Below are 21,141 nucleotides of genomic sequence, written 5' to 3'. Positions count from 1 at the left end.
GGGGGCGCCTCGGATCGACGCGCCCCCCTGAGCGTCAGCCCCGTACGCCCTTCTTCTCGCCACGGTCGGCGACGGGCACGTCGAGGGGCCTGGCGAGACCGACCACTCCTTCGTCGAGACGCTGCAAGTGCCGCAGGACACGGAAGGCGACCGTGCCCGACGGCAGCGCGCCCGGACCGTCCTGCTTGAGCATCGAGGCGATGCTCGCGCCGGAGGTGACCTCGCCGTCGGTCTTCTCGTCCTCGACGTACGCGGCGATCACCGCGATGTTGTGGGCGATGCGCAGTCCGGCCCGCTCCAGGCGGGGGTCGGCCGCGATGTTCTTGCTGTGCGGTACGAGTTCGGCGGTCGCCGCCAGGGAACGCGCGTGGTAGGCGCAGGTCTCCAGCAGCGCCACCAGATAGCGGACGGTCCGCCGACGGCCGCGCAGCGGAGTGATCGGGTGCGTCAGCGGCTTCGTGGAGGCGCGCAGCTCGTCCAGCGCCGTGTCCAGGTCACGCGCCTTGCCCAGCAGGTCGGACGCCGGGCCGCCGCTGAGCTGTTCCACCGCCGCCGAGACCACGTCGCCCAGCCGGTCCAGCACGGTGCCCAGCAGCTCGTCGGTGCGACGGTCGGTGTGCACAGGCAGCACCAGTACCGCCGCGATGATGCCGCAGACCGCGCCCAGCGCCGTCTCCTCGATGCGCAGCACCAGCACCGAGAAGCTGTAGGTGTTGAGCAGCGTGTAGAGCAGGCCCAGCATCGCCGTGACGAAGAAGGACATGAGCGCGTACGACAGCGGGGCGGTGAAGAACATCGCGAAGATGAAGAGCAGGACGAGGGCGAAGGCGATCCAGGTGTGGTTGCCGACCAGCCCCGCCAGCCCGACACCGGCCACCACTCCGACGACCGTGCCGAGCAGCCGCCGGTAGCCCTTGACCAGGATCTCGCCGGTGGACGCGGTGTTGAGGAAGACCACCCAGCAGGTCAGCACCGCCCAGTACCAGCGCTGGGTGGAGAGGAACTCACCGCCGATGATGGCCAGCACCGATCCCACCGAGACCTGGAACGCGGCCCGGGTGGTGGGACGTTGCAACCCCCTCCGGTCGTCGTCCTCGTCCGCCTCTTCCTCGGCGCCGATCGCGACGTCCTCGGCGTCGAACTCCTCACGTGAACGGGTCGTCGCCGGGGTGTCGTTGGACTCGTCCTGCGGCCCGTCCAGCGCGAGACGCAGGCCCAGCACGGAGCGGGCGGCCTCACCGATACCGCGGAAGACATCCTGGATGGCGGTCGAGCCGGGCGGCAGCTTGTCCTCGTCGCGATAGCCGAGCAGCCGGTTGCGCACATGGGCGACCGCGGTGCCCCGGTCGTCCGAGGCCGGCCGTGCCACCAGCAGATGCAGTGCCTTCAGGTCCCGGCGCAGGGTGACGGTCGCGTCGTCGTGCGTGGTGATGAGGGTTCCGGTGGCCGGCACGGGCGCATGCGGCAGATGGAGGGTGAGGGTGTCCGCGCGCTCTGCGCTGCGGGCGTTCAGCAGCAGCACGCCCAGACGCTCCGTGGCGATCTCGGCGTCCGCGACCCTTCGTTGCAGCAGCGCGGCGGTTGCCGCGTCACGGGTCCCCTCCTCCAGCCGGCCCTGGATCATCAGCGCCGCTTCGTGCAACCGGGCGGTGTGCCGCCGCAGGTCGTCGAGGACCTTGTCCAGCTGCTCCGGGGGTGCGTCGAGCAGTTCGATCTGGCTGGCGACCAGCTGCGCGACCCGTGCACGGAAAGCGTCACGCAGTCGGCGCAGGATGCGTTGAGGGGTCTCCGGTACGACGGCGAAGCGCACGACCGCACTGCCGGCGAAGGCGATGGCCAGGGTCCCGCAGAGGTCGGGCAGCGAGGAGACCGTCACGCCCACGAAGAGGGAGACGAAGTAGATCTGGAAGCCGATGAGGCCCAGGGCGGTCCCGCGGTCGCCGAAGCGGCGGGAGTAGACGGCGGCGAAGATCAGCGCGACGAAGAACAGGTCACCTGCGATGATCCGGCTGTGCAGCAGCGCTGCCAGGGACATCGCCGCGAGCGCGACCGGAAGGCCGAGCGCGAGCGTGATCGCCTGGCCGCTCACCTGCTTCTCCTTGATCGCGAAGGTGGAGACCATCGCGGCCATGGCGCCGGCGACCATGTGGGTGACGTCGGTGTCGAGCAGGGCGAGGACGACGAGGGTGAGCGCGATCGCCGCAACCGTCCGCAGTCCCGCCATCAGCCGCAGCAGTCCGGGGTCGGACGCGACGAAGCGATCCCACGTGCCGGTTCGGACCCGCCGTGTCACTGCCCTCACGCTGCTGAACTCTCCTCATCCCCGACCTGGTCCACGGACGCCTCAGCATCGCACGGCGACAACTCCGAACAACAGCTGGTCGGGACCGGTCGCTGAGTGATCGAAAGTCAGGCGAAGGGTGGTCGGGGTCGTGCGTTTCTCGGACGTACGCGAATGCCCCGCCACGGCCCAGCGGTCAGCCGCGCCTTCCTGCGCGCCCCACATGGCCTCGCCCCTCAGGGCCGGTCCGACGCTTGCGTCACTGCGGCGGTGGAGCCGCCCCGCAGGAGGTGGCTCCACCGCCGCAGTGGGGCGGACACTTACTTGTGGGCGCTTATCACGCCGCCGGCGCTGAGCACGATGTACACGCCGTTGGCGTCGACCCCGACGTCGTGCCCCTTCGTCTCCAGCGTGGCGGCCACGCCCTCGAAGCCGGTGATCTGCGCGCGGTACTGCAGCTCGCCGATCTTCGTGACCTTGGCCTTCCAGCCGCCCGCGAGCTCGAAGGTGCCCGGTCCCTGGTGCTCGCCGCCCATCCAGGAGTGGATCTCGCCGCCCATCGTGAGCACGACGTACATGCCGTTGGCGTCGAGCCCGGCATCGGCGTCCTGCCCCGTGGTCTCCATCGTGGCCACGACCGCGCCATCGCTGATGATCTTGGCGCGGTAACGCTGGGAGCCGAGGGCATGGATCTCGGCCTTGCTGCCGTCCACCAGGGTCTGGGTGCGGACCGGGGATGACGCCTTGCCGCCGCCGGTGGTCTGCGTGCCGCCCGACGGCTTGCCCGCAGCGCCCGGCTTGGTGCCGGTCTTGGCATCGGGGCTCGCCTTGGCATCGGAGTTCTGCGCCTCGGTGCGGCCCGAGGCGGTGGACTCGGCGGCGGGCGAGCTCGTGCTCGTGTGGCCCGCGGACTTCGCGTCGGCGGCGTCCGAGCCGGAGCAGGCGGTCAGGGTGAGACCGGCGGCCGCGGTCAGGGCCGCGACGGCGATGCGCAGAGTGCGGCGGCGAGCGGTGCGGGCAGTGGTGCTGGAGCTCATTTCGGGTCCCCCGGGGGCCGTCGGTGTCGTTGGTGCTCGGTACGTCACCCACTCTTGCCGGGGTCGCTATCGCCGGGCTGCCGCCCCGCTAACGACTGACTAACACGGGTGTGAGCAGGGGAATCAGCCACGCACCCATCGGACACGTCCTGGGAGATGCCGCGCGCTCAGGGCAGGTGGAACACCTCGGTGAGCGGACGCATCGCCTCGTCGGGGCCCCGGCCGTCCAACTCCTCGAAGAAGTCCGCCATGTCGGCCTGCCAGCGGGCGTTGACCTCGGTGGCGGCCATCGCGGTCTGTGACGCCGCGAAGTCCTCGGTCTCCAAGTAGCCGACCAGTAGGCCGCCTTCGTGGAGGAAGAGGGAGTAGTTGCGCCAGCCGGCGCCGGAGAGCGCCGCCAGCATCTCCGGCCAGACCTGCGCATGGCGTTCGCGATATTCGTCGAGCCGGCCGGGGCGGACCTTCAACAGGAAACAGACGCGCTGCACGGGGCGGCTCCTTCTCTTGGCGCGCACGGGGTGCCGGGAGTGGGGTGCGGGGTGGCGAACCCGATTGAATTGTTTCAATCGGATTCTCCGGAAGCTACGTGCGGTGCGGAGCGGGCGTCAATCCCCGGACTGGGGGTCCCGTTGTGCGCCGACTGTCCTTCGGAGCAGGCGGTGGTGCGCGAGGTGGTGCGCGCGGCGGAAAAGTTACGGCCACATGTCTTGACGGCCACCTCCACCTGAGGTCATCTTTGAGTCGTTTCAATCAGCGCGTCGCGATTCCGTGGAGCCCTGAGGCAGCCGGCCGCGGCCGGTCGAGCCCTCGGTCCACCTGGGGCGACGTGCTTCGTACCGACGGCCGGACCCGCTCCGGCCGCCTCTCCCCCCGCCCCCGCAAGGACGAAGGAGGCTCCGTGATGTCGGTGGAGACCACCAAGGACACCACGGCAGATGCCGGCGACGGTGCCGTCACCAAACAACAGTGGAAGTGGACGGCCCTGGCCGGAATGGCTTCCTATCTGGACGCCGGCTCGATCGTCGCGCTCGGCTCGGGCCTGTCGCTCTTCCAGGACAGCATGGGCCTGTCCAGCGATGCCGTGGGCACGCTGACCGCCATCGGTCCGAACGCCGTCGGCGCGGCCATCGGCGCCTTCATCGGCGGCCGGCTGGGCGACAAACTCGGGCGCAAGCGGATCTACCAGTACGACCTGCTCGTCTACGCGGGCGCGATGCTGCTCATCGCCTTCGCGGTCAATCCGCTGATGCTGTTCGTGGGCACCTTCATCGTGGGCCTCGCGGTCGGTGCCGACGTCCCGACCTCGCTGGCGCTCGTCGGTGAGTTCTCGCCCGCCAAGGCGCGCGGCAAGCTGATGGGGCTCACCCAGGTGACGTGGAATCTCGGCCCGGTGGTCGTCCTCCTGCTGGCCTGGGCGCTGTCCGATCTGGGGCTGCTCGGCATCCGGCTGGTCTTCCTCCAGCTGTTCCTGGTCGCTCTCGTCACCTACGCGCTGCGCCGCGGTATGACGGAATCGGTGGCCTGGAAGGTCGCATCACAGTCCGGCAAGGTGGCCAGGGCGCGGGTCCGCGACCTGCTGAGCGGGCCGAATCTGCGGGCCCTGCTCTACACCGGCGGCATCTACCTGTTCTGGAACCTCGCGGCCGGCACGAACGGGATCTTCACCCCGTACATGGTCAAGACCCTCGGTGCGGGCAGCCAGGCCACCAGCGTGCTCCTGTCCTGCGCGAGTTTCGCGCTCGCCATCGTCGGCACCGTCGCCCTCTACATGCGTCTTGCCGACAAGGGGCACAAGTACCGCAAGGCGATGTGGATCACCGGTTCGGTGATGCAGATAGCGGCGTACGGCCTCTTCCTCGTCCTGCCGTTCACCATCTCGACGATCATCTTCAATGTCGTTCTGTTCGGCATCGGCCAGACCATGGCGGGCGAGGGCTTCTACAAGACGGTCAGCCAGGAGCTCTTCCCGACCACCCTGCGCGGTACGGCGCAGGGCATCTCCTTCGGGGTCGCCCGGGTCTTCCTCGGCATCTGGTCCTTCTTCGTGCCGACCCTCGCCGAGACCGGCATCACGACGGTCGCCGGATTCCTCACCTTCTGCCTGTTCGTGTGCGGTGTGATCGGGATGTTCATGCCGAACACCACCGGTAAGCCCCTCGACCGGCTCGAGGCGGAGCGGGCCGTGGCCTGACGGGGGCGGGGCCGTTGACAGGCCCTGCGCAGGCCCTTTAGCGTCCAACATTGAATCGTTTCATCGCAGTGATGAGTCACCACAGGAGAGACATGACCGAGCCCACCGCAGACGAGGCACGGACGGCGCGGGCCAAGGCTGTCCTGAAGCGCCAGGCGATCGAGACGCCGTCCTGGGGCTACGGGAACTCCGGCACCCGCTTCAAGGTGTTCGCCCAGCCGGGCGTGCCGCGCACACCGCAGGAAAAGCTGGACGACGCCGCGAAGGTGCACCAGTTCACCGGCGCCGCGCCGACCGTGGCGCTGCACATCCCCTGGGACCGGGTCGAAGGACCCAAGGGCTACGCGGGCCTCGCCCGGTACGCCGAGGAGCGCGGGGTGCGGCTGGGCACCATCAACTCCAATGTCTTCCAGGACGACGACTACAAGCTGGGCAGTGTCACCAACCCGGACCCGGCGGTACGGCGCAAGGCGCTCGGCCATCTGCTGGAGTGCGTCGACATCATGGACGAGACGGGCTCCCGCGACCTGAAGCTCTGGTTCTCCGACGGCACCAACTATCCAGGCCAGGACGACATCCGCGACCGCCAGGACCGGCTGTCGGAAGCCCTGCAGGCCGTCTACGAGCGCCTCGGCGACCACCAGCGGATGGTCCTGGAGTACAAGTTCTTCGAGCCTGCCTTCTACGCGACCGACGTGCCCGACTGGGGCACGGCGTACGGGCACTGCCTCAAGCTCGGCGAGAAGGCGCAGGTGTGTGTGGACACCGGGCACCATGCGCCGGGCACCAACATCGAGTTCATCGTCGCGCTGCTGCTGCGCGAGCGGAAACTCGGTGCGTTCGACTTCAACTCCCGCTTCTTCGCGGACGACGACCTGATGGCGGGCGCGGCAGACCCGTTCCAGCTGTTCCGGATCATGTACGAGGTGCGGCGCGGGGGCGGTCTGGACGAGGGCTCGGGCATCGCGTTCATGCTCGACCAGTGCCACAACATCGAGGCGAAGATCCCCGCGGTCATCCGCTCGGTGATGAACGTCCAGGAGGCCACGGCCAAGGCGCTGCTCGTCGACCGTGACGCGCTCGCCGGTGCGCAGCGCTCCGGCGACGTCCTCGCGGCCAACGCCGTCCTGATGGACGCCTTCAACACCGACGTACGCCCGCTGCTCGCAGAGGTCCGCGAGGAGCAGGGCCTCGACCCCGATCCGGTCGCCGCCTACCACCGCTCGGGCTGGGCCGCGCACATCGCCGCCGAGCGTGCCGTCGGACAGCAGGCCGGCTGGGGCGCCTGACCCGCCCCCGTACGCACCTCTCTCTTCCCCTAAGGACTTTGCTCATGGCTTTCGCCCTCCACCCCCAAGACCCTCCGAAGGGCGCCGGTTCCGCGCGGATCCCCGAGCCGGCGGCCGCGTTGCTCGCGCGGGCGCACCGGCTCGGCGCCGATCCGCGCAACACCAACTACGCGGGCGGCAATGCCTCAGCGAAGGGCTCCGCAGTCGACCCGGTGACCGGCGGCGACATCGAGCTGATGTGGGTCAAGGGCTCGGGCGGTGACCTCGGCACGCTCACCGCCGACGGGCTCGCCGTGCTGCGTCTGGACCGGCTCCGCGCGCTGACGGAGGTGTATCCGGGTGTGGAGCGCGAGGACGAGATGGTCGCCGCCTTCGACTACTGCCTGCACGGCAAGGGGGGAGCGGCGCCGTCCATCGACACCGCGATGCACGGCCTGGTGGACGCGGCACACGTCGACCACCTGCACCCCGACTCGGGGATCGCCCTCGCCTGCGCAGCGGACGGCGAGAAGCTCACGGCCGAGTGCTTCGGCGACCGGGTTGCCTGGGTGCCGTGGCGGCGTCCGGGGTTCCAGCTCGGCCTGGACATCGCGGCGGTCAAGCGGGACAACCCGCAGGCCATCGGTTGTGTACTGGGCGGTCACGGCATCACTGCCTGGGGCGAGACCTCCGAGGAGTGCCAGCGCAACGCCCTGCACCTCATCCGTACTGCGGAGACGTTCCTCGCCGAGCGCGGGAAGGCCGAGCCGTTCGGTCCGCTGCTGGACGGGTACGCGCCCCTCGACGCCGAAGCGCGCCGGGAGCGGGCCGCGGCGCTCGCACCGGTGATCCGGGGGCTGGCATCCCAGGACCGGCCGCAGGTCGGCCACTTCGACGATTCCGAGGCGGTACTCGACTTCCTCGCGCGTGCCGAGCACCCCCGGCTCGCGGCCCTCGGTACGTCCTGCCCGGACCACTTCCTGCGGACGAAGGTCAGGCCGCTGGTCCTCGACCTGCCGCCGTCCGTGACGCTCGACGAGGCCGTCGCGCGCATCGAGGAGCTGCACGCCGGGTACCGCGAGGCGTACGCCGCCTACTACACCCGGCACGCCGAGCCCGACTCGCCGCCGATGCGCGGCGCGGACCCGGCGATCGTGCTCGTACCGGGCGTCGGGATGTTCTCCTTCGGCAAGGACAAGCAGACGGCGCGGGTGGCGGGGGAGTTCTACGTCAACGCCGTGAACGTGATGCGCGGCGCCGAGGCGGTCTCGACCTACGCGCCGATCGAGGAGTCCGAGAAGTTCCGCATCGAGTACTGGGCGCTGGAGGAGGCCAAGCTCCGTCGGATGCCCGAGCCGAGGCCGCTCGCCACCCGCGTGGCGCTGGTGACGGGCGGGGGCAGCGGCATCGGCAGGGCCGTCGCGCACCGTCTCGTCGCCGAGGGCGCATGCGTGGTGGTCGCGGACCTGAACGCCGACAGCGCGGCCGCCGTCGCCGAGGAGCTGGGCGGCGCGGACAAGGCGGTCCCGGTGACCGCGGACGTGACGTCCGAGGAGCAGATCGCCGAGGCGTTCCGGGCCGCGGCGCTGGCGTTCGGCGGTGTCGACCTGGTGGTCAACAACGCGGGCATCTCGCTGTCGAAACCGCTGCTGGAGACGACCGCGCGGGACTGGGACCTCCAGCACGACATCATGGCGCGCGGATCGTTCCTCGTCTCGCGCGAGGCGGCACGAATGATGCGGGCGCAGGGGCTCGGCGGTGACCTCGTCTACATCGCTTCCAAGAACGCGGTGTTCGCCGGCCCGAACAACATCGCCTACTCCGCGGCGAAGGCCGACCAGGCGCACCAAGTGCGACTGCTGGCAGTGGAGTTGGGGGAGGACGGGATCCGTGTGAACGGTGTCAATCCGGATGGCGTGGTGCGCGGCTCCGGGATCTTCGCGGGCGGCTGGGGAGCGCAGCGCGCGGCGACGTACGGCATCGAGGAGGACGAGCTCGGTGAGTTCTACGCCCGGCGGACCCTGCTCAAGCGCGAGGTCCTGCCGGAGCACGTCGCGAGCGCGGTGTTCGCCCTGACCGGCGGCGATCTGACGCACACGACCGGGCTGCACGTTCCCGTGGACGCGGGCGTCGCGGCGGCGTTCCTGCGCTGACACCGGCAGTTCCCCTGTCACGGCGGCCGCGTGCCACGGCGCGGCCGCCGTCCCGCCACGACGATTCCCGCGAGGACCCTGTGCCACCCACCGACTCCCTCCCGTTCGCCGCCGTCGACCTCGGCGCCTCCAGTGGGCGTGTGATGACGGTCCGGGCCGGCCCGGACGTCCTGGACCTGACGGAGGTCCACCGCTTCCCCAACCGCGCCGTGCGCACCGGCAGCACGCTGCACTGGGACGTGCTCGCGCTGTACGCGGGCGTCCTCGACGGGCTGCGGGCCGCCGGGCAGGTCGCCTCCGTCGGCATCGACAGCTGGGCCGTCGACTACGGCCTGCTCGACGCGGACGGGGCGCTGCTCGGCAACCCGGTGCACTACCGCGACAGCCGTACGGAACGCGCCGCGGAGAAGGTGTGGGCGCGGGTGCCGGCCGACGAGCTGTACGCGGCGACCGGCCTGCAGTACGCGCCCTTCAACACGCTGTACCAGCTGACGGCAGCTCGTGGAACTCCGCAACTCAACGCCGCCGAGCGCTTGTTGCTCATTCCCGACCTGCTGACGTACTGGCTGACCGGCCGCCCCGGCACCGAGCTCACCAACGCCTCCACCACGCAGTTGATCGATCCGCGCACCGGCGACTGGGCGTACGGCATCGCCGAGCGGCTGGGCATCGATCTCGGCCTGTTCGCGCCGCTGCGCCGCCCCGGCGATCCGGCGGGGGAGCTGCTGCCGCACGTGCTGGAGGAGACGCGGCTGACCGGCCCGGTGCCGGTGACCGCGGTGGGCTCGCACGACACCGCGTCCGCGGTGGCCGCCGTGCCCGCGGGGGCCACCGACCACTTCGCGTACATCTGCACCGGCACCTGGTCGCTCGCCGGCCTGGAGCTGGACGCGCCCGTCCTGAGCGAGGAGAGCCGCACCGCCAACTTCACCAACGAACTCGGCCTCGACCGCACCGTCCGCTACCTGCGCAACATCATGGGCCTGTGGCTTCTCCAGGAATGCCTGCGAGCCTGGGGCGGGCCGGACCTCGCCCCGCTGTTGCGGGAAGCGGCCGGGGCGCCGGCGCTGCGGTCGGTCGTCGACGCGGGCGACGCCGCCTTCCTCCCGCCGGGCCGGATGCCCGAGCGGATCGCCGCCGCCTGCCGGGCCACCGGCCAGCCGGTACCGGAGACCCGAGCCGCGACGGTCCGCTGCATCCTGGACTCGCTGGCGCTCGCCCACCGCCGCACCCTCGCCGACGCGGCCCGGCTCGCCGACCGCCCGGTCGACGTCGTGCACATCGTCGGCGGCGGCGCGCGCAATGCGCTGCTGTGCCAGCTGACGGCCGATGCCTGCGGGCTGCCGGTCGTCGCAGGCCCGGCGGAGGCCGCCGCGCTCGGCAACGTCCTCGTTCAGGCACGGGCGCACGGCCTGGTCGACGACCGGGCGGCGATGCGCGCACTCCTCGCGCGTACGCAGCCACTGGCACGGTACGAGCCGCAGGGCGACGCCGCCGCCTGGCGCGCGGCCGAGCGCAGGATCGAAGCGCGATGAGCCGCCCTGCCGCCCCGAACGAACCGAACGAACCGAACGAACCGAAGGGGCCGCGGTGCGTGCCGCCCTGTTTCTGACCTGTGTCAACGACACGTTGTATCCGGGAACGGGCCGGGCGGTGGTGAATCTGCTGTCCAGGCTCGGGGTCGAGGTGGAATTCCCGATGGGCCAGACCTGCTGCGGGCAGGCCCACTACAACACCGGCTACCGCCGCCAGGCGGAGCCGCTCGCCCGGCATTTCGCCGAGGTGTTCGCGGACCACGACGTGATCGTCACGCCCTCGGGATCGTGCGGTGCGACGGTGCGTGAGCTCTACCCGCGGATGGGGGAACGGGCCCGTGCGGAGGGACGCAGCGAGGACCTGGCGACGGCGCTCGCACCGGTGGTCCACAAGACGTACGAACTCACCGAGTTCCTGGTGGACGTGCTCGGCGTGACCGACGTCGGCGCCTGGTTCCCGCACACCGTGACCTACCATCCGACGTGCCACGGGCTGCGGTCCCTCGGGCTCGGCGACCGCCCGCGCCGGCTGCTCGAAGCCGTCCGCGGGCTCGAACTCGTGGAGCTGCCAGGCGCCGAGGAGTGCTGCGGATTCGGCGGCACCTTCGCCGTCAAGAACTCCGATGTCTCGGCCGCGATGGGCATCGACAAGGTGCGCAACGCCGAGTCGACCGGCGCGGGGGTCCTGTGCGCCGCGGACAACTCCTGCCTGATGCACCTCGGCGGCACCATGGCGCGGCTGTGTACGCCGCTGCGCCCGGTCCACCTCGCGGAGATCCTGGCGAGCACGGAAGAGGAGCCCCTGTCATGAGCGGCACGTATCTGGGCATGCCCGCCTTCCCCGACGCCGCGCGCGACGCCGTGCGCGACCGTACGCTGCGCGGCAATCTGCGGCACGCCACGCACACCATCCGCGACAAGCGCGCCCAGGCCGTCGCCGAGCTGACGGACTGGGCGGAGCTGCGCGAGGCGGGCAAGCAGATCAAGGACCACACCCTGGGCCATCTGGACCGCTACCTGGTGCAGTTGGAGGAGTCGGTCACCGCCGCGGGCGGCACCGTGCACTGGGCGGCCGACGCGGCCGAGGCCAACCGGATCGTGACCCGCCTGGTGCGCGAGACCGGCGAGACGGAGGTGGTCAAGGTCAAGTCGATGGCCACCCAGGAGACCGGTCTGAACGAGGCGCTTGAGGCCGAGGGCATCCGTGCCTACGAGACCGACCTCGCCGAACTCATCGTGCAGCTCGGCAAGGACCGGCCCTCGCACCTCCTCGTCCCGGCCATCCACCGCAACCGCGGCGAGATCCGCGACATCTTCCGCCGGGAGATGAGCGCGTGGGGCCGCCCGGCGCCCGAAGCGCTGACCGACAGCCCCGCCGACCTCGCCGAGGCCGCCCGGCTCCACCTCCGCGAGAAGTTCCTGCGGGCCAAGGTCGGCATCTCCGGTGCCAACTTCATGGTCGCCGAGACCGGCACCATGGTCGTCGTCGAGTCCGAGGGCAACGGCCGGATGTGCCTGACCCTGCCCGAGACGCTGATCTCCGTCGTCGGCATCGAGAAGACCGTGCCGACCTGGCGCGACCTGGAGGTGTTCCTCCAGACGCTGCCCCGCTCCTCGACGGCCGAGCGGATGAACCCCTACACCTCGATGTGGACCGGGACCACCGCCGCCGCGGAGGGGGACGGGCCGCGGGCCTTCCACCTCGTTCTCCTCGACAACGGGCGCACCGACACACTGGCCGACGAGGTCGGACGCCAGGCCCTGCGCTGCATCCGCTGCTCGGCGTGCCTCAATGTGTGTCCGGTGTACGAACGGGCGGGCGGGCACGCGTACGGCTCCGTCTACCCCGGCCCGATCGGTGCCATCCTCAGCCCTCAACTGCGCGGCACCCAGAGCGAGATCGATGCCTCGTTGCCGTACGCGTCCAGCCTCTGCGGAGCCTGCTACGAGGTCTGCCCCGTGGCCATCGACATCCCCGACGTCCTGGTGCACCTCCGCGAACGCGTGGTGCAGGGCGGCGAGGTCACCCGCCACGGGGCGAAGGTCACCTTGAAGCCCGCGAAGGGACACGCCGCCGAGCGTGCCGCGATGCGAGCCGCGCGCTGGGCCTTCAGCCATCCCGCGGCACTGCGGGCCGGCCAGCGGCTCGCCTCGCGCACCCGCCGCCTCCACCCCAGGACGCTACCGGGCCCCGGCCGGGCGTGGAGCGCGACCCGCGATCTGCCGCCGGTGCCCGCGGAGCCGTTCCGCGACTGGTGGCGACGCACCCGGCAGGCCGATGGGAAGGACAGCACATGAGCAGCAGGGAAAGGGTCCTCGGCCGGGTGCGCCGGGCGCTGGGCCCGGAGCGCGGACCGCAGGATCACACGTCGGCGGTGGAGCGCCGCTATCTGCGCGAGCACGGCACGCGCACCCCCGAGCAGACCGTCGCGCTGCTCGCCGAGAACCTGGCGGAATACCGGGCCGTGGTGCACCGTACGGACTCCCGCGGGCTGCCCGCGCTCCTGGCGCGGCTGCTCGCCGAGCGTGGTTCGCGGACGGTGGTGGTGCCGCCCGGTCTGCCGTCCGGATGGCTGCCCGAGGACGGCCCGACACGTGTCCACGACGCGGCGTCGCTCGCTCCCGCGCAGCTCGACGGCGCGGACAGCGTGGTGACGGGCTGCGCCGTGGCGATCGCCGAGACCGGCACACTCGTCCTGGACGGCGGCCCGGACCAGGGGCGGCGCCGGATCACGCTCGTCCCCGACCATCACGTCTGCGTGGTGCGGGCCCCGGGCCAGGTCGTCGCCTCGCTCCCGCTCGCGATGGAACTCCTCGACCCCAGGCGCCCCTTGACCTGGATCTCGGGCCCTTCGGCCACCAGCGACATCGAGCTGGACCGGGTCGAGGGGGTGCACGGCCCACGCACCCTGGAGGTGGTGCTGGTGGGCGGGGGCTGACCCGCCCGGAGGCTCTGCGGAGCCTGGCCGGAAGCGGTCAGTGCGGTGCCAGGCTGGAGCGCCGCACGACCAGTTCCGGCTGGAGAACCTCGCGCCGGTGCGCGTGGCCGCCCTCGTCCGCCGTCTCGATCTCCTCCAGGAGGAGTTCGGCCGCCATGGCGCCCATGGTGACGGCGGGCTGCCGTACGGACGTGAGCGGGACGGCCGCAGCTGCCGCGAACTCGATGTCGTCGTAGCCGACGATCGCGATGTCCTCGGGGACCCGGACTCCCGCCGCGTACATCTCCTGGAGGACGCCGAGCGCCAGCAGATCGTTGGCGCAGAAGACAGCGGTGGGCCGCTCGGTGAGGCCCAGGAGCCGGGCGCCCGCGTCCCGCCCGGCGGCCACGTCGAGACGCTTGCTGGGCAGCTCCCGCAGCGATTCGGCGGGGAGCCCGGCCTCCGCCAGGGCCTGGAGCGCGCCGGTGCGCCGGTCCTTGACCTGCTGGAGCGTGGACGGGCCGCTCACATAGGCGATGCTGCGGTGCCCCGCGGTGACCAGGTGGCGTACGGCGAGGGCGCCGCCGGTGACATCGTCGACGGAGACGGAGCATTCGGAGGTGCCCTCGGCGACCCGGTCGAGCAGCACGAAGGGGATGTCGTGCCGGCGGAAGGCCGCGATGTTGCGACCGGTCGCGTCGGCCGGGGTGAGGAGGACGCCGCGGACCCGCTGCTCGGCGAAGAGCGACAGGTACTCGGCCTCCTCTGTCGGGCTCTGGGCGCTGGTGCACACCATCACACCGAGCCCGGCCGCGCGCGCGGCCCGCTCCGCGCCGCGGGCGACATCGACGAAGAAGGGGTTGCCCATGTCGAGGACGAGCAGCCCCATGATGCGGCTGTGCCCCGCGCGCAGCTGTCGTGCGGACTCGCTGCGGACGTAGCCGAGGCGGTCGATGGCCGACAGGACCCGTTCCCGGGTGCCCGAGGCGACGGCCTCCGGGCGGTTGATGACATTCGAGACCGTGCCCACGGAAACCCCGGCGGCGCGGGCGACGTCCTTGATACCCACGGACGGTGCCATCGGGCGGAAACCTCCAGCGATGCGAGCTGCGTCGGGCACACGGGCACTGGTCCCACGGACCCTCGGAAGACCGGGCGGGCCACTCGCGTCCGTTGCGCCGTCCGTGCCCCTGCCCCGTCCCGGGTGAGTTTACGTGGGCCGAGGGCCGGCGGGAGCGCCGCCGCCCGTGCACCGTCCCCGCAGGTGAGCGGCGCTCCGCCCGGGAGCGGCCGGCCCGCAGCCGCGCTCAGGTGGGACTGAGGGGATGGGTGGCCGTGGCGGAGCGCGGCGGCCAGGCCTGGGGGGCGAGGATGCCCAGGACGTACGCGCGGGCGACCAGGGCGGGTCGGGTCGCCGCGCCGAGGAGATCGCGCAGGCGTCGCAGGTGGTAGTCGACGGTCTGCCGGGAGAGCCGCAGCGAGGTGGCGATCTCCCCGTTGCTGCGCCCCACGGCGAGCAGGGACAGGATGCGGATCTGGCTTGCCGTGAGCGGCGGTTGGATCTCGTGCGCGAGGCCCTGGTGGGTGACGACCGCCCAGACGTGTGCCGCGCGGGTGGACGTCCGGCCCACCGTCGTCAGATGCAGCCGGGCCCGCCGCTGCCGGCCGAGCGCGTCCAGGAACACCGCCGTGGTCTCGACCCTCCTGCTCCGGCGGGCTATCAGGTCGTTCCATCTGTGGTGCAGCAGGTCGAGCTCCGGGGCCGGGGCCAGCAGGGTGTCGGCGCGGCGGCCGATGAGGTCCGAGAGCCTGGTCTGGAGCAGTTCGGCGGCAGCGGCGCTCGCCTGTCTGATCCGTCCTCCGGCCGAGATCAGGGCGCAGGGCAGCCCGCTGTGGTCGCGCAGCGCGTGCAGGCTCTCCTCGGCCTCGCGGCGCTGGCGCAGCGCGCGGGTGGAGTCGGTGATGTCCACGTAGATGCCCGCCACGCAGGTCTGCGAGCCCTCCAGGACGGGGAAGCGGTGGCCCGCCGCGTGTCCGTCGGTGCCGTCCGAGCGGTGGTACGTCAGCGTGTGCCGCACCGGTCTGCCGTGGGCGAGGACCTCCCGGTCGAGCGCGAGGAACTGCACGGCGTCGTCGGGGGAGTCGAAGTCCTGGAGGTGCTTGCCGATGATGTCCGCGGGCGTGACGCCGTAGAGGTGCGCGTAGGCGTGGTTCGTCCACAGGTAGCGCCCGTTCCGGTCCCGGATGAAGGCCGCCGCGGGAGCCAGGTCGGCGAACGCGTCGTAGCGGCGCCGGGCGGCGGGCTCGGCGTCGACCTCCACCGCAAGTCCGCGGGTGCGGCCTCGGCCGGCGGCGCCGTCGAGGGGCCAGCTCACCTCGAAGACCCGATCGTCGAACCGGGCGTGCCACTGCCGGGGGCCCGCGGCGTTCGCCGCGAGATCGGGCCGCAGCGTGTCGAGGAACCGCTGTGCCGTCCGCGTGTCGCCGAAGGCGCCGCCGCCGCTGTCGATGACGTGCAGCTGCCCGTCGGTCTCCCACCAGGACACGGGGAGGTGCGTGAGCAGCGCTTTGAGACTGGTCTCGTCCACGAGGACCTTTCCATCAAGTTTCAACCGGTTGGCGCGATGTGACACCGCGATGCGTATCCCGTCCGGTTCCCGCGCAAGCCCGGTTCTCGGCCGACCTGGGAGGTCTGCGGCGGCGGCCCCGCGCCGACCTCCCTGCCATACGTCATCACGAATCCTTCACACCTGCCCAACGGCACCCACAACTCTGGCACTTGCCTGACCCTCTGCGGCCCGAAGCGGTTTCCGGGACGTCTCGGGGCTGCTTCGCTTGAGGGGTGGCAGGCGCCCGTTGGAGGCGCCCCTTCCGCCACCTTGACGCGCCGTCCGCCGGTGACGCCGTCCACCTTTGACGCCCCACCCCTTTTTCCGTGAAGGAGATGCATTTCTGTGAGCAAGGTGCTGTACGTGCATGCCAAGGGCGGCCCGCCCCTCGGCCATGCTCTGTCACGGGTCGCCGCGAGGTCGGCAGTGCACCTGCTGGCACTCAGCGCACTTCCTCCCACCCTGGCCGCGACCGCGCAGCGGCGCTGCGCCTCGGTCCTGGCTCCCACCGCACAGGAGCAGCACGACCTGGTGTCCCTGATCGTCGCCCGTGCCCAGGCCGTCGGCGCGGACGCGATCGTCACCTTCTCCGAGTACGCGGTCGTGGCCGTCGCCGAGGCGTGCGAGAAGCTCGGTCTCGCCGGCCCGGGCGCCTCCTGCGTCCTCGCCCGCGACAAGCGCATGATGCGGCGCACCTGGCGGGAAGCGGGCATATCCCAGCCCCGGTTCCGGCCGGTCGCCTGCGAACAGGACCTGCACGACGCGGCCTCCGCCCTCGACTTCCCGCTGCTGCTGAAGGCGGCCTGGAGCGCCGGCTCCACCGCCCACCAGATCATCCGCTCCCCGCGGGAGGTCCGAGCGGCCTGGGAGCGGTCGCGTGCGGTGATGGCCGAATCCGCTCAGCTGGGCTACGCCGAACTCCATGTGGCAGGCGCCGGCGCGGACTTCCTCGTCGAGGAGATCGTGACGGGCTCCGCCGAGGACTGGTTCGACGAGCCCGGGTGGGGCGACTACGTGAGCGTCGAAGGTGTCGTCGTCGACGGCGACTTCCGGCCGGTCTGCCTCAGCGGACGCATGCCGACCGTCGCGCCGTTCACCGAACGCGCCGGCATCACCCCGGCCCTGCTCCCGCAGGATGCCCAGGAACGGGTGGTGGCCCTCGCACGGGAGGCCGTGGACACGCTGGGCCTGGAGAACTGCGGTACGCACACCGAGATCAAGCTCGGCGCCGACGGCCGGATGTGGGTGATCGAGACGGCCGCCCGGTTCGGTGGCGCGATGACCATCCCGCAGATCGAGGAGGTCTTCGGTCTCGACCTCATCGGCATGCTCGTCGATCACCTGCTGGGACGCCCGGTGATCTGGCCGGGGCGGGCCCGTACGCCGCAGGAGGCGCGTGGCGCGGCAGGCTCCCTCGTGGTCCTGGCCGTCGACGGCGCCGGTGAGCCCTGGCCGGACCGGCGCGTCTGGGACTTCCCCGCGGTCGCCCGTGCCGTCCCCCTCGGCGACGGCAGCCGGCTGTCCGTGGTGGCCGAGAACTCCCTCCCCGACGGCGCGACGGTCCCGGTCTACGACCCGGCCGCCGGCGCCAACACCATGGCGGCGCTCTGCCTGCTCTCCGCCGCCGACCCGCAGACCGTCCTCGCCGACTTCCGCGCCCTGGTCGACGCCCTGCCGCATGTCCTGCCCGCCGCCGCCCCCGAGAAGGACCCGTCATGACCACCGACCTGCTCCCGCTCGGCGCGCCCTGCCCCCACACCGACCGCACCGTCGTCGGTGAGAACCTCTCACTGCCGCTGTTCCGCACCCTCTCCGGAGTGCTGGCCGGCCACCCCTATCTGAAAGTCGTCGTCGACCGCACCGAGAACACCTGGCACCTTCTCGACACGGCCGTCCACCCGTTCCACGTCAACTACGTCGCCACCCGGATCCTCGGCATGGAACTGTCGGCGCTGGACGCCACGCTCGACGCCTTCAACGCCTCGGTGTACGCCGATCCCGAGCGCCGCTTCCTCCTCGGCGTGCTCTCCCTGCACACCGACGAGGACTTCGACGGCCGCGAACGGCCCTTCCTCGTCCTGGAGACGACCGAGGCCGACACCATGCAGGGCGCTCTGCTCGAAGACTTCTACACGTTCGTCCGCAGCCGGGTCGACGGCCGGCTGCCCCTGCTGCTGAAGCCCGCGAACCACGGTCAGGAACACGAACTGACCGCCATCAGCGAGGTCCGGGTGCCCCGGATCCTCAGCCACCAGCTCTTCGGCAACCGCACCCGCACCCCGCTCAACCCGGGCGAGGCCACCGGCCGGCTGCGCTACTTCGCGACCGCCGAGGAGTACGAGGCGGCCGCCGCCGGCCTGGGCTGGTCGGACATCGTCGCCATGGCCTGCCTGCCCGACGACGTGCCGCGCGTCGCCGGATTCGTCAACACCGCGCCCATCACTCCGCTCTCCCACACCAACGTCCTCGCCTCCGGCTGGGGCATACCCAACGCGATCGTCCGGGACCTGCCGCAGCTCGTCGAGCAGGACGACCTGAACGGCGCCTGGGTCCGCTACCGCGTGCGGGACGACGAGATCACGCTCGCGCCGCTGGCGAACGCCCCCGCCCTGCAGGCCCCGACGTGGCACCAGCAGCGGATCCGGATGGAGCCGCCGCTGCTGGAGGACGTCCCCGCCCTGTCCCTGCACCGGCTGCGCCGCGCCGACCGGGACCGCTACGGGACCAAGGCCGCCAACCTCGGGGAGCTGCACCACGTCCTCGACAGCCGCAGCGCCGACCTCACCGCGTTCTACGGCCGGCCGCGTCCGCCCCGCACCGACCTGTACGGCCACCTCGCGGCCCGCCTGGGCACCACCGACGCCACCACCGCCGAGCTGCGGCAGACGGCGGCCGCGTTCGCCGCACGCACCGTCGCTGCCCCCGACGGAGTCGCCCTGCCGTTCGCCCTGCAACACCGCTTCCTCATCTCCTCGCCGGCCCTCCAACAGGGCATCGGCAAGCTCAAGATGGCGCTGGAACTCGGCGCGGTGGAGGCGCTCGACCCGCTCTGCCTGCACCTGCAGCACGTCGTCCGCAACACCCCGATGCCGGACGAGGTGACCCGGCAGATCACCCAGGCGTTTCCCGCGCCGCTCGCCGCGGGCAGCCGCCTGGTGGTGCGCTCCTCCTCCAACGCCGAGGACCTGCCCGGTTTCTCCGCGGCCGGCGTCTACGACTCGGTCACCACCGTCCGGGGCGCCGGCGAACTCCTGGACGCGGTACGCCAGGTATGGGCCTCCCTGCTGTCGCCGCGCAGCGTGCGCCTGCGTCACCAGGTCGGCATCTCGCTGGACGACACCTACATGGGGGTGATCATCCAGCAGTACGTCCCGGCGGACCTGGGAGGAGTGCTGGTGACCTGCAACCCGACCCGCCGTGAGGACTTCCGCAACGTCTACCTCAACTGCTCACCGGGCTCTCCCGAGACGGTCGTCGACGGGACGACGCTGCCGCAGCAGTACCTCTACAACACCGTGGAGGGCGGCGGCCGTACGGTGGCTCTCGGCTCGTCCGGTACGGACCTGCCCGCCGCGACCCGCGGACGGCTCGCGGACCTGGCGCTCACCGGCCGCCTGCTGCAGTCCCACTTCAGCGCGGACGACACGGAAAGCCCGCTCGACATCGAGTGGCTGATGACCGATCAGGGCGACTTCCGGCTCGTCCAGATCCGCCCCTACGCGCTGTGATCCGCCGGCTTCCCGGGCCCTGGCGCACCGCCCGCAAGCGCCCGTCGGGCCCGCCCCCGACCCCGGTGGCGCGCCAGGTCATCCGGCTCAACAACGGCTTCCAACTGCTGTTCAACCTGCTGTGGTGGATGCCGGTGTTCTACGCCTACCAACGGCAGGCGGGACTCTCGGACGGGCAGATCTTCGGGATCCAGAGCATCTACTACATCGCGTTCTGCCTGTGCGAGATCCCGACCGGGATGGTGGCCGACCGCATCGGTGCCCGAAACTGCCTGCGGGCCGGGGCGGTGGTGATGACCGCGGCGAACCTCGTCCCGGTGTTCGCCCCCTCCTATACGGGCTTCCTCGTGCACTTCCTGGCGATCGCCGCCGGCCGTTCCCTGACATCCGGCGCCGCCAGCGCCTACCTGTACGACGCCCTGGCGGCCGAGCGGTGCGAGGAGCACTATCTGAAGGCCGAGGGCACCTCCCGCGCCCTGGGGCTTGCCGCCAAGGTGATGTGCTGGCCCCTGGTCGGTCCGCTGATGGCCGTCGCCCACCCGACGCCGTACGTGCTGAGCGCCGTGAGTGCGGCGGGCTCCCTGGCCTGTGCCGTCGCACTGCCGCGCCTCGCCCCGTCCCGCCGGGAGCCAGAGCCGGGAGCCCGCGGCCCCGGTCACGACGACAGCCGTCGTTCCGGGCTCGTGCGCGACGCGGCCGTGGCTCTGCGCTGGGTGCGGGCCACGCCCTGGCTCGCACTGCTCATGGTGCAGGGCGTGGCAGTGTTCACTCTCTCCCGCATCTGCCAGGTCAATCTCTTCCAGCCCATCCTGCTGGACCACGGCATCGGTGAGAGCGCGCACGGCGGGGTGTTGGCGGCGATGACCGTGGCGGAGGCCGTGGCCTCGGCGCGTCCGCAGTGGCTCGGCCGCCGGCTGGCACCGGCGACATGGGTGACCCTGCTCAGCCTCGCGCTGGCGGGCACGCTGGCCGGCATCACCCTCGGCGGGCCGTGGACCGTGGTCGCGCTGCTGTGTGTGTTCGCGGCCGTCACCGGCTTCGCCTATCCCGTCCAGCGCAAGCTGGTCAACGATGCGATCCCGGTTCTCGCCCCGCGCGCCACTCTGCTGTCCGTCGAGAGCATCGTCGACCGAGGGGTGTGCGCGCTGGCTGCCGTGGCGGCTGGTGCCTATCTGTCGGCGGACCGGCTCGACGCGTTGCTGTGGCACAGCGCGATCGTGACCGCAGTGGTGATGACCACCGTCCAGCTGGCCCTGCGCAACAGGAAGAAGCGGCGGAAATCCGCCGTGCCGGTCGCGGCCCGGAGCGAGCGGCGCGGAGCGGCGCCCGCGAGTTGATCGGCACAGCGGCTGTTTCTCGTGGATCCGCTCCCTATGACCCCATCGGTATGTTTCCGTGGTCGCCCGTGGAGAAAGCCTGCC

15 protein-coding genes are annotated in these 21,141 nt (G+C 71.5%); 10 read left to right on the top strand and 5 right to left on the bottom strand.

Features of this window, described 5'->3' with window-relative positions; translation table 11 throughout:
• Positions 1-34 precede the first annotated feature (34 nt).
• The 3 genes from ACGFZW_RS03775 to ACGFZW_RS03765 form a co-directional block, all read right to left on the bottom strand.
• Positions 35-2,224 (bottom strand): FUSC family protein, encoded by a 2,190-nt coding sequence (locus ACGFZW_RS03775; RefSeq protein WP_393891810.1) that lies wholly within the window; start codon positions 2,222-2,224, stop codon positions 35-37.
• A gap of 377 nt (positions 2,225-2,601) precedes the next feature.
• Entirely contained in the window at positions 2,602-3,318 is a 717-nt protein-coding gene (locus tag ACGFZW_RS03770; RefSeq protein ID WP_393891390.1) for a hypothetical protein, read from the bottom strand.
• Positions 3,319-3,485: 167 nt separating this feature from the next.
• Entirely contained in the window at positions 3,486-3,806 is a 321-nt protein-coding gene (locus tag ACGFZW_RS03765; RefSeq protein WP_393891389.1) for an L-rhamnose mutarotase, read from the bottom strand.
• 413 nt (positions 3,807-4,219) lie between these two features.
• Here ACGFZW_RS03765 and ACGFZW_RS03760 point away from each other — a divergent pair, with 413 nt between their 5' ends.
• The 7 genes from ACGFZW_RS03760 to ACGFZW_RS03730 all read left to right on the top strand — a co-directional run bounded on the left by ACGFZW_RS03760 (position 4,220) and on the right by ACGFZW_RS03730 (position 13,404).
• A complete protein-coding gene (locus ACGFZW_RS03760; RefSeq protein ID WP_393891388.1) occupies positions 4,220-5,509 on the top strand; it encodes an MFS transporter in 1,290 nt (429 codons plus the stop codon).
• 92 nt (positions 5,510-5,601) lie between these two features.
• The gene (gene rhaI, locus ACGFZW_RS03755; RefSeq protein WP_393891387.1) at positions 5,602-6,798 is read left to right on the top strand and encodes an L-rhamnose isomerase; all 1,197 of its coding nucleotides are present in this window, start codon (positions 5,602-5,604) and stop codon (positions 6,796-6,798) included.
• A 44-nt stretch (positions 6,799-6,842) separates the two neighbouring features.
• Positions 6,843-8,930, top strand: coding sequence for a bifunctional aldolase/short-chain dehydrogenase (locus tag ACGFZW_RS03750; RefSeq protein ID WP_393891386.1), 2,088 nt, complete (start codon positions 6,843-6,845; stop codon positions 8,928-8,930).
• A 143-nt stretch (positions 8,931-9,073) separates the two neighbouring features.
• Complete coding sequence (locus ACGFZW_RS03745; protein ID WP_393891809.1) at positions 9,074-10,465, top strand: rhamnulokinase family protein; 1,392 nt, start codon at positions 9,074-9,076, stop codon at positions 10,463-10,465.
• Between the two features lie 55 nt (positions 10,466-10,520).
• Entirely contained in the window at positions 10,521-11,276 is a 756-nt protein-coding gene (locus ACGFZW_RS03740) for a (Fe-S)-binding protein (RefSeq protein ID WP_393891385.1), read from the top strand.
• Positions 11,273-12,763, top strand: a complete 1,491-nt coding sequence (locus tag ACGFZW_RS03735; RefSeq protein WP_393891384.1) for a LutB/LldF family L-lactate oxidation iron-sulfur protein — start codon at positions 11,273-11,275, stop codon at positions 12,761-12,763. Before ACGFZW_RS03740 ends, ACGFZW_RS03735 begins: the two co-directional genes overlap by 4 nt.
• Positions 12,760-13,404: a lactate utilization protein C gene (locus tag ACGFZW_RS03730; protein WP_393891383.1), complete on the top strand. Its 645-nt coding sequence runs from the start codon at positions 12,760-12,762 to the stop codon at positions 13,402-13,404. Before ACGFZW_RS03735 ends, ACGFZW_RS03730 begins: the two co-directional genes overlap by 4 nt.
• A 37-nt stretch (positions 13,405-13,441) precedes the next feature.
• On the opposite strand, the gene ACGFZW_RS03725 is transcribed toward ACGFZW_RS03730, so the two are convergent.
• Together ACGFZW_RS03725 and ACGFZW_RS03720 are read right to left on the bottom strand one after the other, a co-directional pair.
• Positions 13,442-14,464: a LacI family DNA-binding transcriptional regulator gene (locus ACGFZW_RS03725; RefSeq protein ID WP_393891382.1), complete on the bottom strand. Its 1,023-nt coding sequence runs from the start codon at positions 14,462-14,464 to the stop codon at positions 13,442-13,444.
• A 226-nt stretch (positions 14,465-14,690) separates the two neighbouring features.
• Entirely contained in the window at positions 14,691-15,971 is a 1,281-nt protein-coding gene (locus ACGFZW_RS03720; protein ID WP_393891381.1) for a PAS domain-containing protein, read from the bottom strand.
• A gap of 366 nt (positions 15,972-16,337) precedes the next feature.
• Here ACGFZW_RS03720 and ACGFZW_RS03715 point away from each other — a divergent pair, with 366 nt between their 5' ends.
• Genes ACGFZW_RS03715 through ACGFZW_RS03705 form a run of 3 tightly spaced genes read left to right on the top strand, consistent with a single transcriptional unit; the run spans position 16,338 to position 21,057 of the window.
• A complete protein-coding gene (locus ACGFZW_RS03715; RefSeq protein ID WP_393891380.1) occupies positions 16,338-17,711 on the top strand; it encodes an acetyl-CoA carboxylase biotin carboxylase subunit family protein in 1,374 nt (457 codons plus the stop codon).
• The gene (locus tag ACGFZW_RS03710) at positions 17,708-19,720 is read left to right on the top strand and encodes a PEP/pyruvate-binding domain-containing protein (RefSeq protein ID WP_393891379.1); all 2,013 of its coding nucleotides are present in this window, start codon (positions 17,708-17,710) and stop codon (positions 19,718-19,720) included. Before ACGFZW_RS03715 ends, ACGFZW_RS03710 begins: the two co-directional genes overlap by 4 nt.
• Positions 19,720-21,057: an MFS transporter gene (locus tag ACGFZW_RS03705; RefSeq protein ID WP_393891808.1), complete on the top strand. Its 1,338-nt coding sequence runs from the start codon at positions 19,720-19,722 to the stop codon at positions 21,055-21,057. Before ACGFZW_RS03710 ends, ACGFZW_RS03705 begins: the two co-directional genes overlap by 1 nt.
• The last annotated feature ends 84 nt before the right edge of the window (positions 21,058-21,141 follow it).

Source organism: Streptomyces sp. NPDC048248, from assembly GCF_043201875.1.
In the GTDB taxonomy this organism is placed as follows: domain Bacteria; phylum Actinomycetota; class Actinomycetes; order Streptomycetales; family Streptomycetaceae; genus Streptomyces.
The sequence above is the reverse complement of the archived record's forward strand: the minus strand, read 5'-3'. Positions and strand labels throughout refer to the sequence as shown.

Coding starts and splice junctions, on each gene's coding strand:
- ACGFZW_RS03730 (WP_393891383.1), top strand. CDS start 12,760: ATGAGCAGCAGGGAAAGGGTCCTCGGCCGGGTGCGCCGGGCGCTGGGC.
- ACGFZW_RS03745 (WP_393891809.1), top strand. CDS start 9,074: ATGACGGTCCGGGCCGGCCCGGACGTCCTGGACCTGACGGAGGTCCAC.
- ACGFZW_RS03710 (WP_393891379.1), top strand. CDS start 17,708: ATGACCACCGACCTGCTCCCGCTCGGCGCGCCCTGCCCCCACACCGAC.
- ACGFZW_RS03735 (WP_393891384.1), top strand. CDS start 11,273: ATGAGCGGCACGTATCTGGGCATGCCCGCCTTCCCCGACGCCGCGCGC.
- ACGFZW_RS03725 (WP_393891382.1), bottom strand. CDS start 14,464: ATGGCACCGTCCGTGGGTATCAAGGACGTCGCCCGCGCCGCCGGGGTT.
- ACGFZW_RS03750 (WP_393891386.1), top strand. CDS start 6,843: ATGGCTTTCGCCCTCCACCCCCAAGACCCTCCGAAGGGCGCCGGTTCC.
- rhaI (WP_393891387.1), top strand. CDS start 5,602: ATGACCGAGCCCACCGCAGACGAGGCACGGACGGCGCGGGCCAAGGCT.
- ACGFZW_RS03760 (WP_393891388.1), top strand. CDS start 4,220: ATGTCGGTGGAGACCACCAAGGACACCACGGCAGATGCCGGCGACGGT.
- ACGFZW_RS03770 (WP_393891390.1), bottom strand. CDS start 3,318: ATGAGCTCCAGCACCACTGCCCGCACCGCTCGCCGCCGCACTCTGCGC.
- ACGFZW_RS03775 (WP_393891810.1), bottom strand. CDS start 2,224: ATGGCGGGACTGCGGACGGTTGCGGCGATCGCGCTCACCCTCGTCGTC.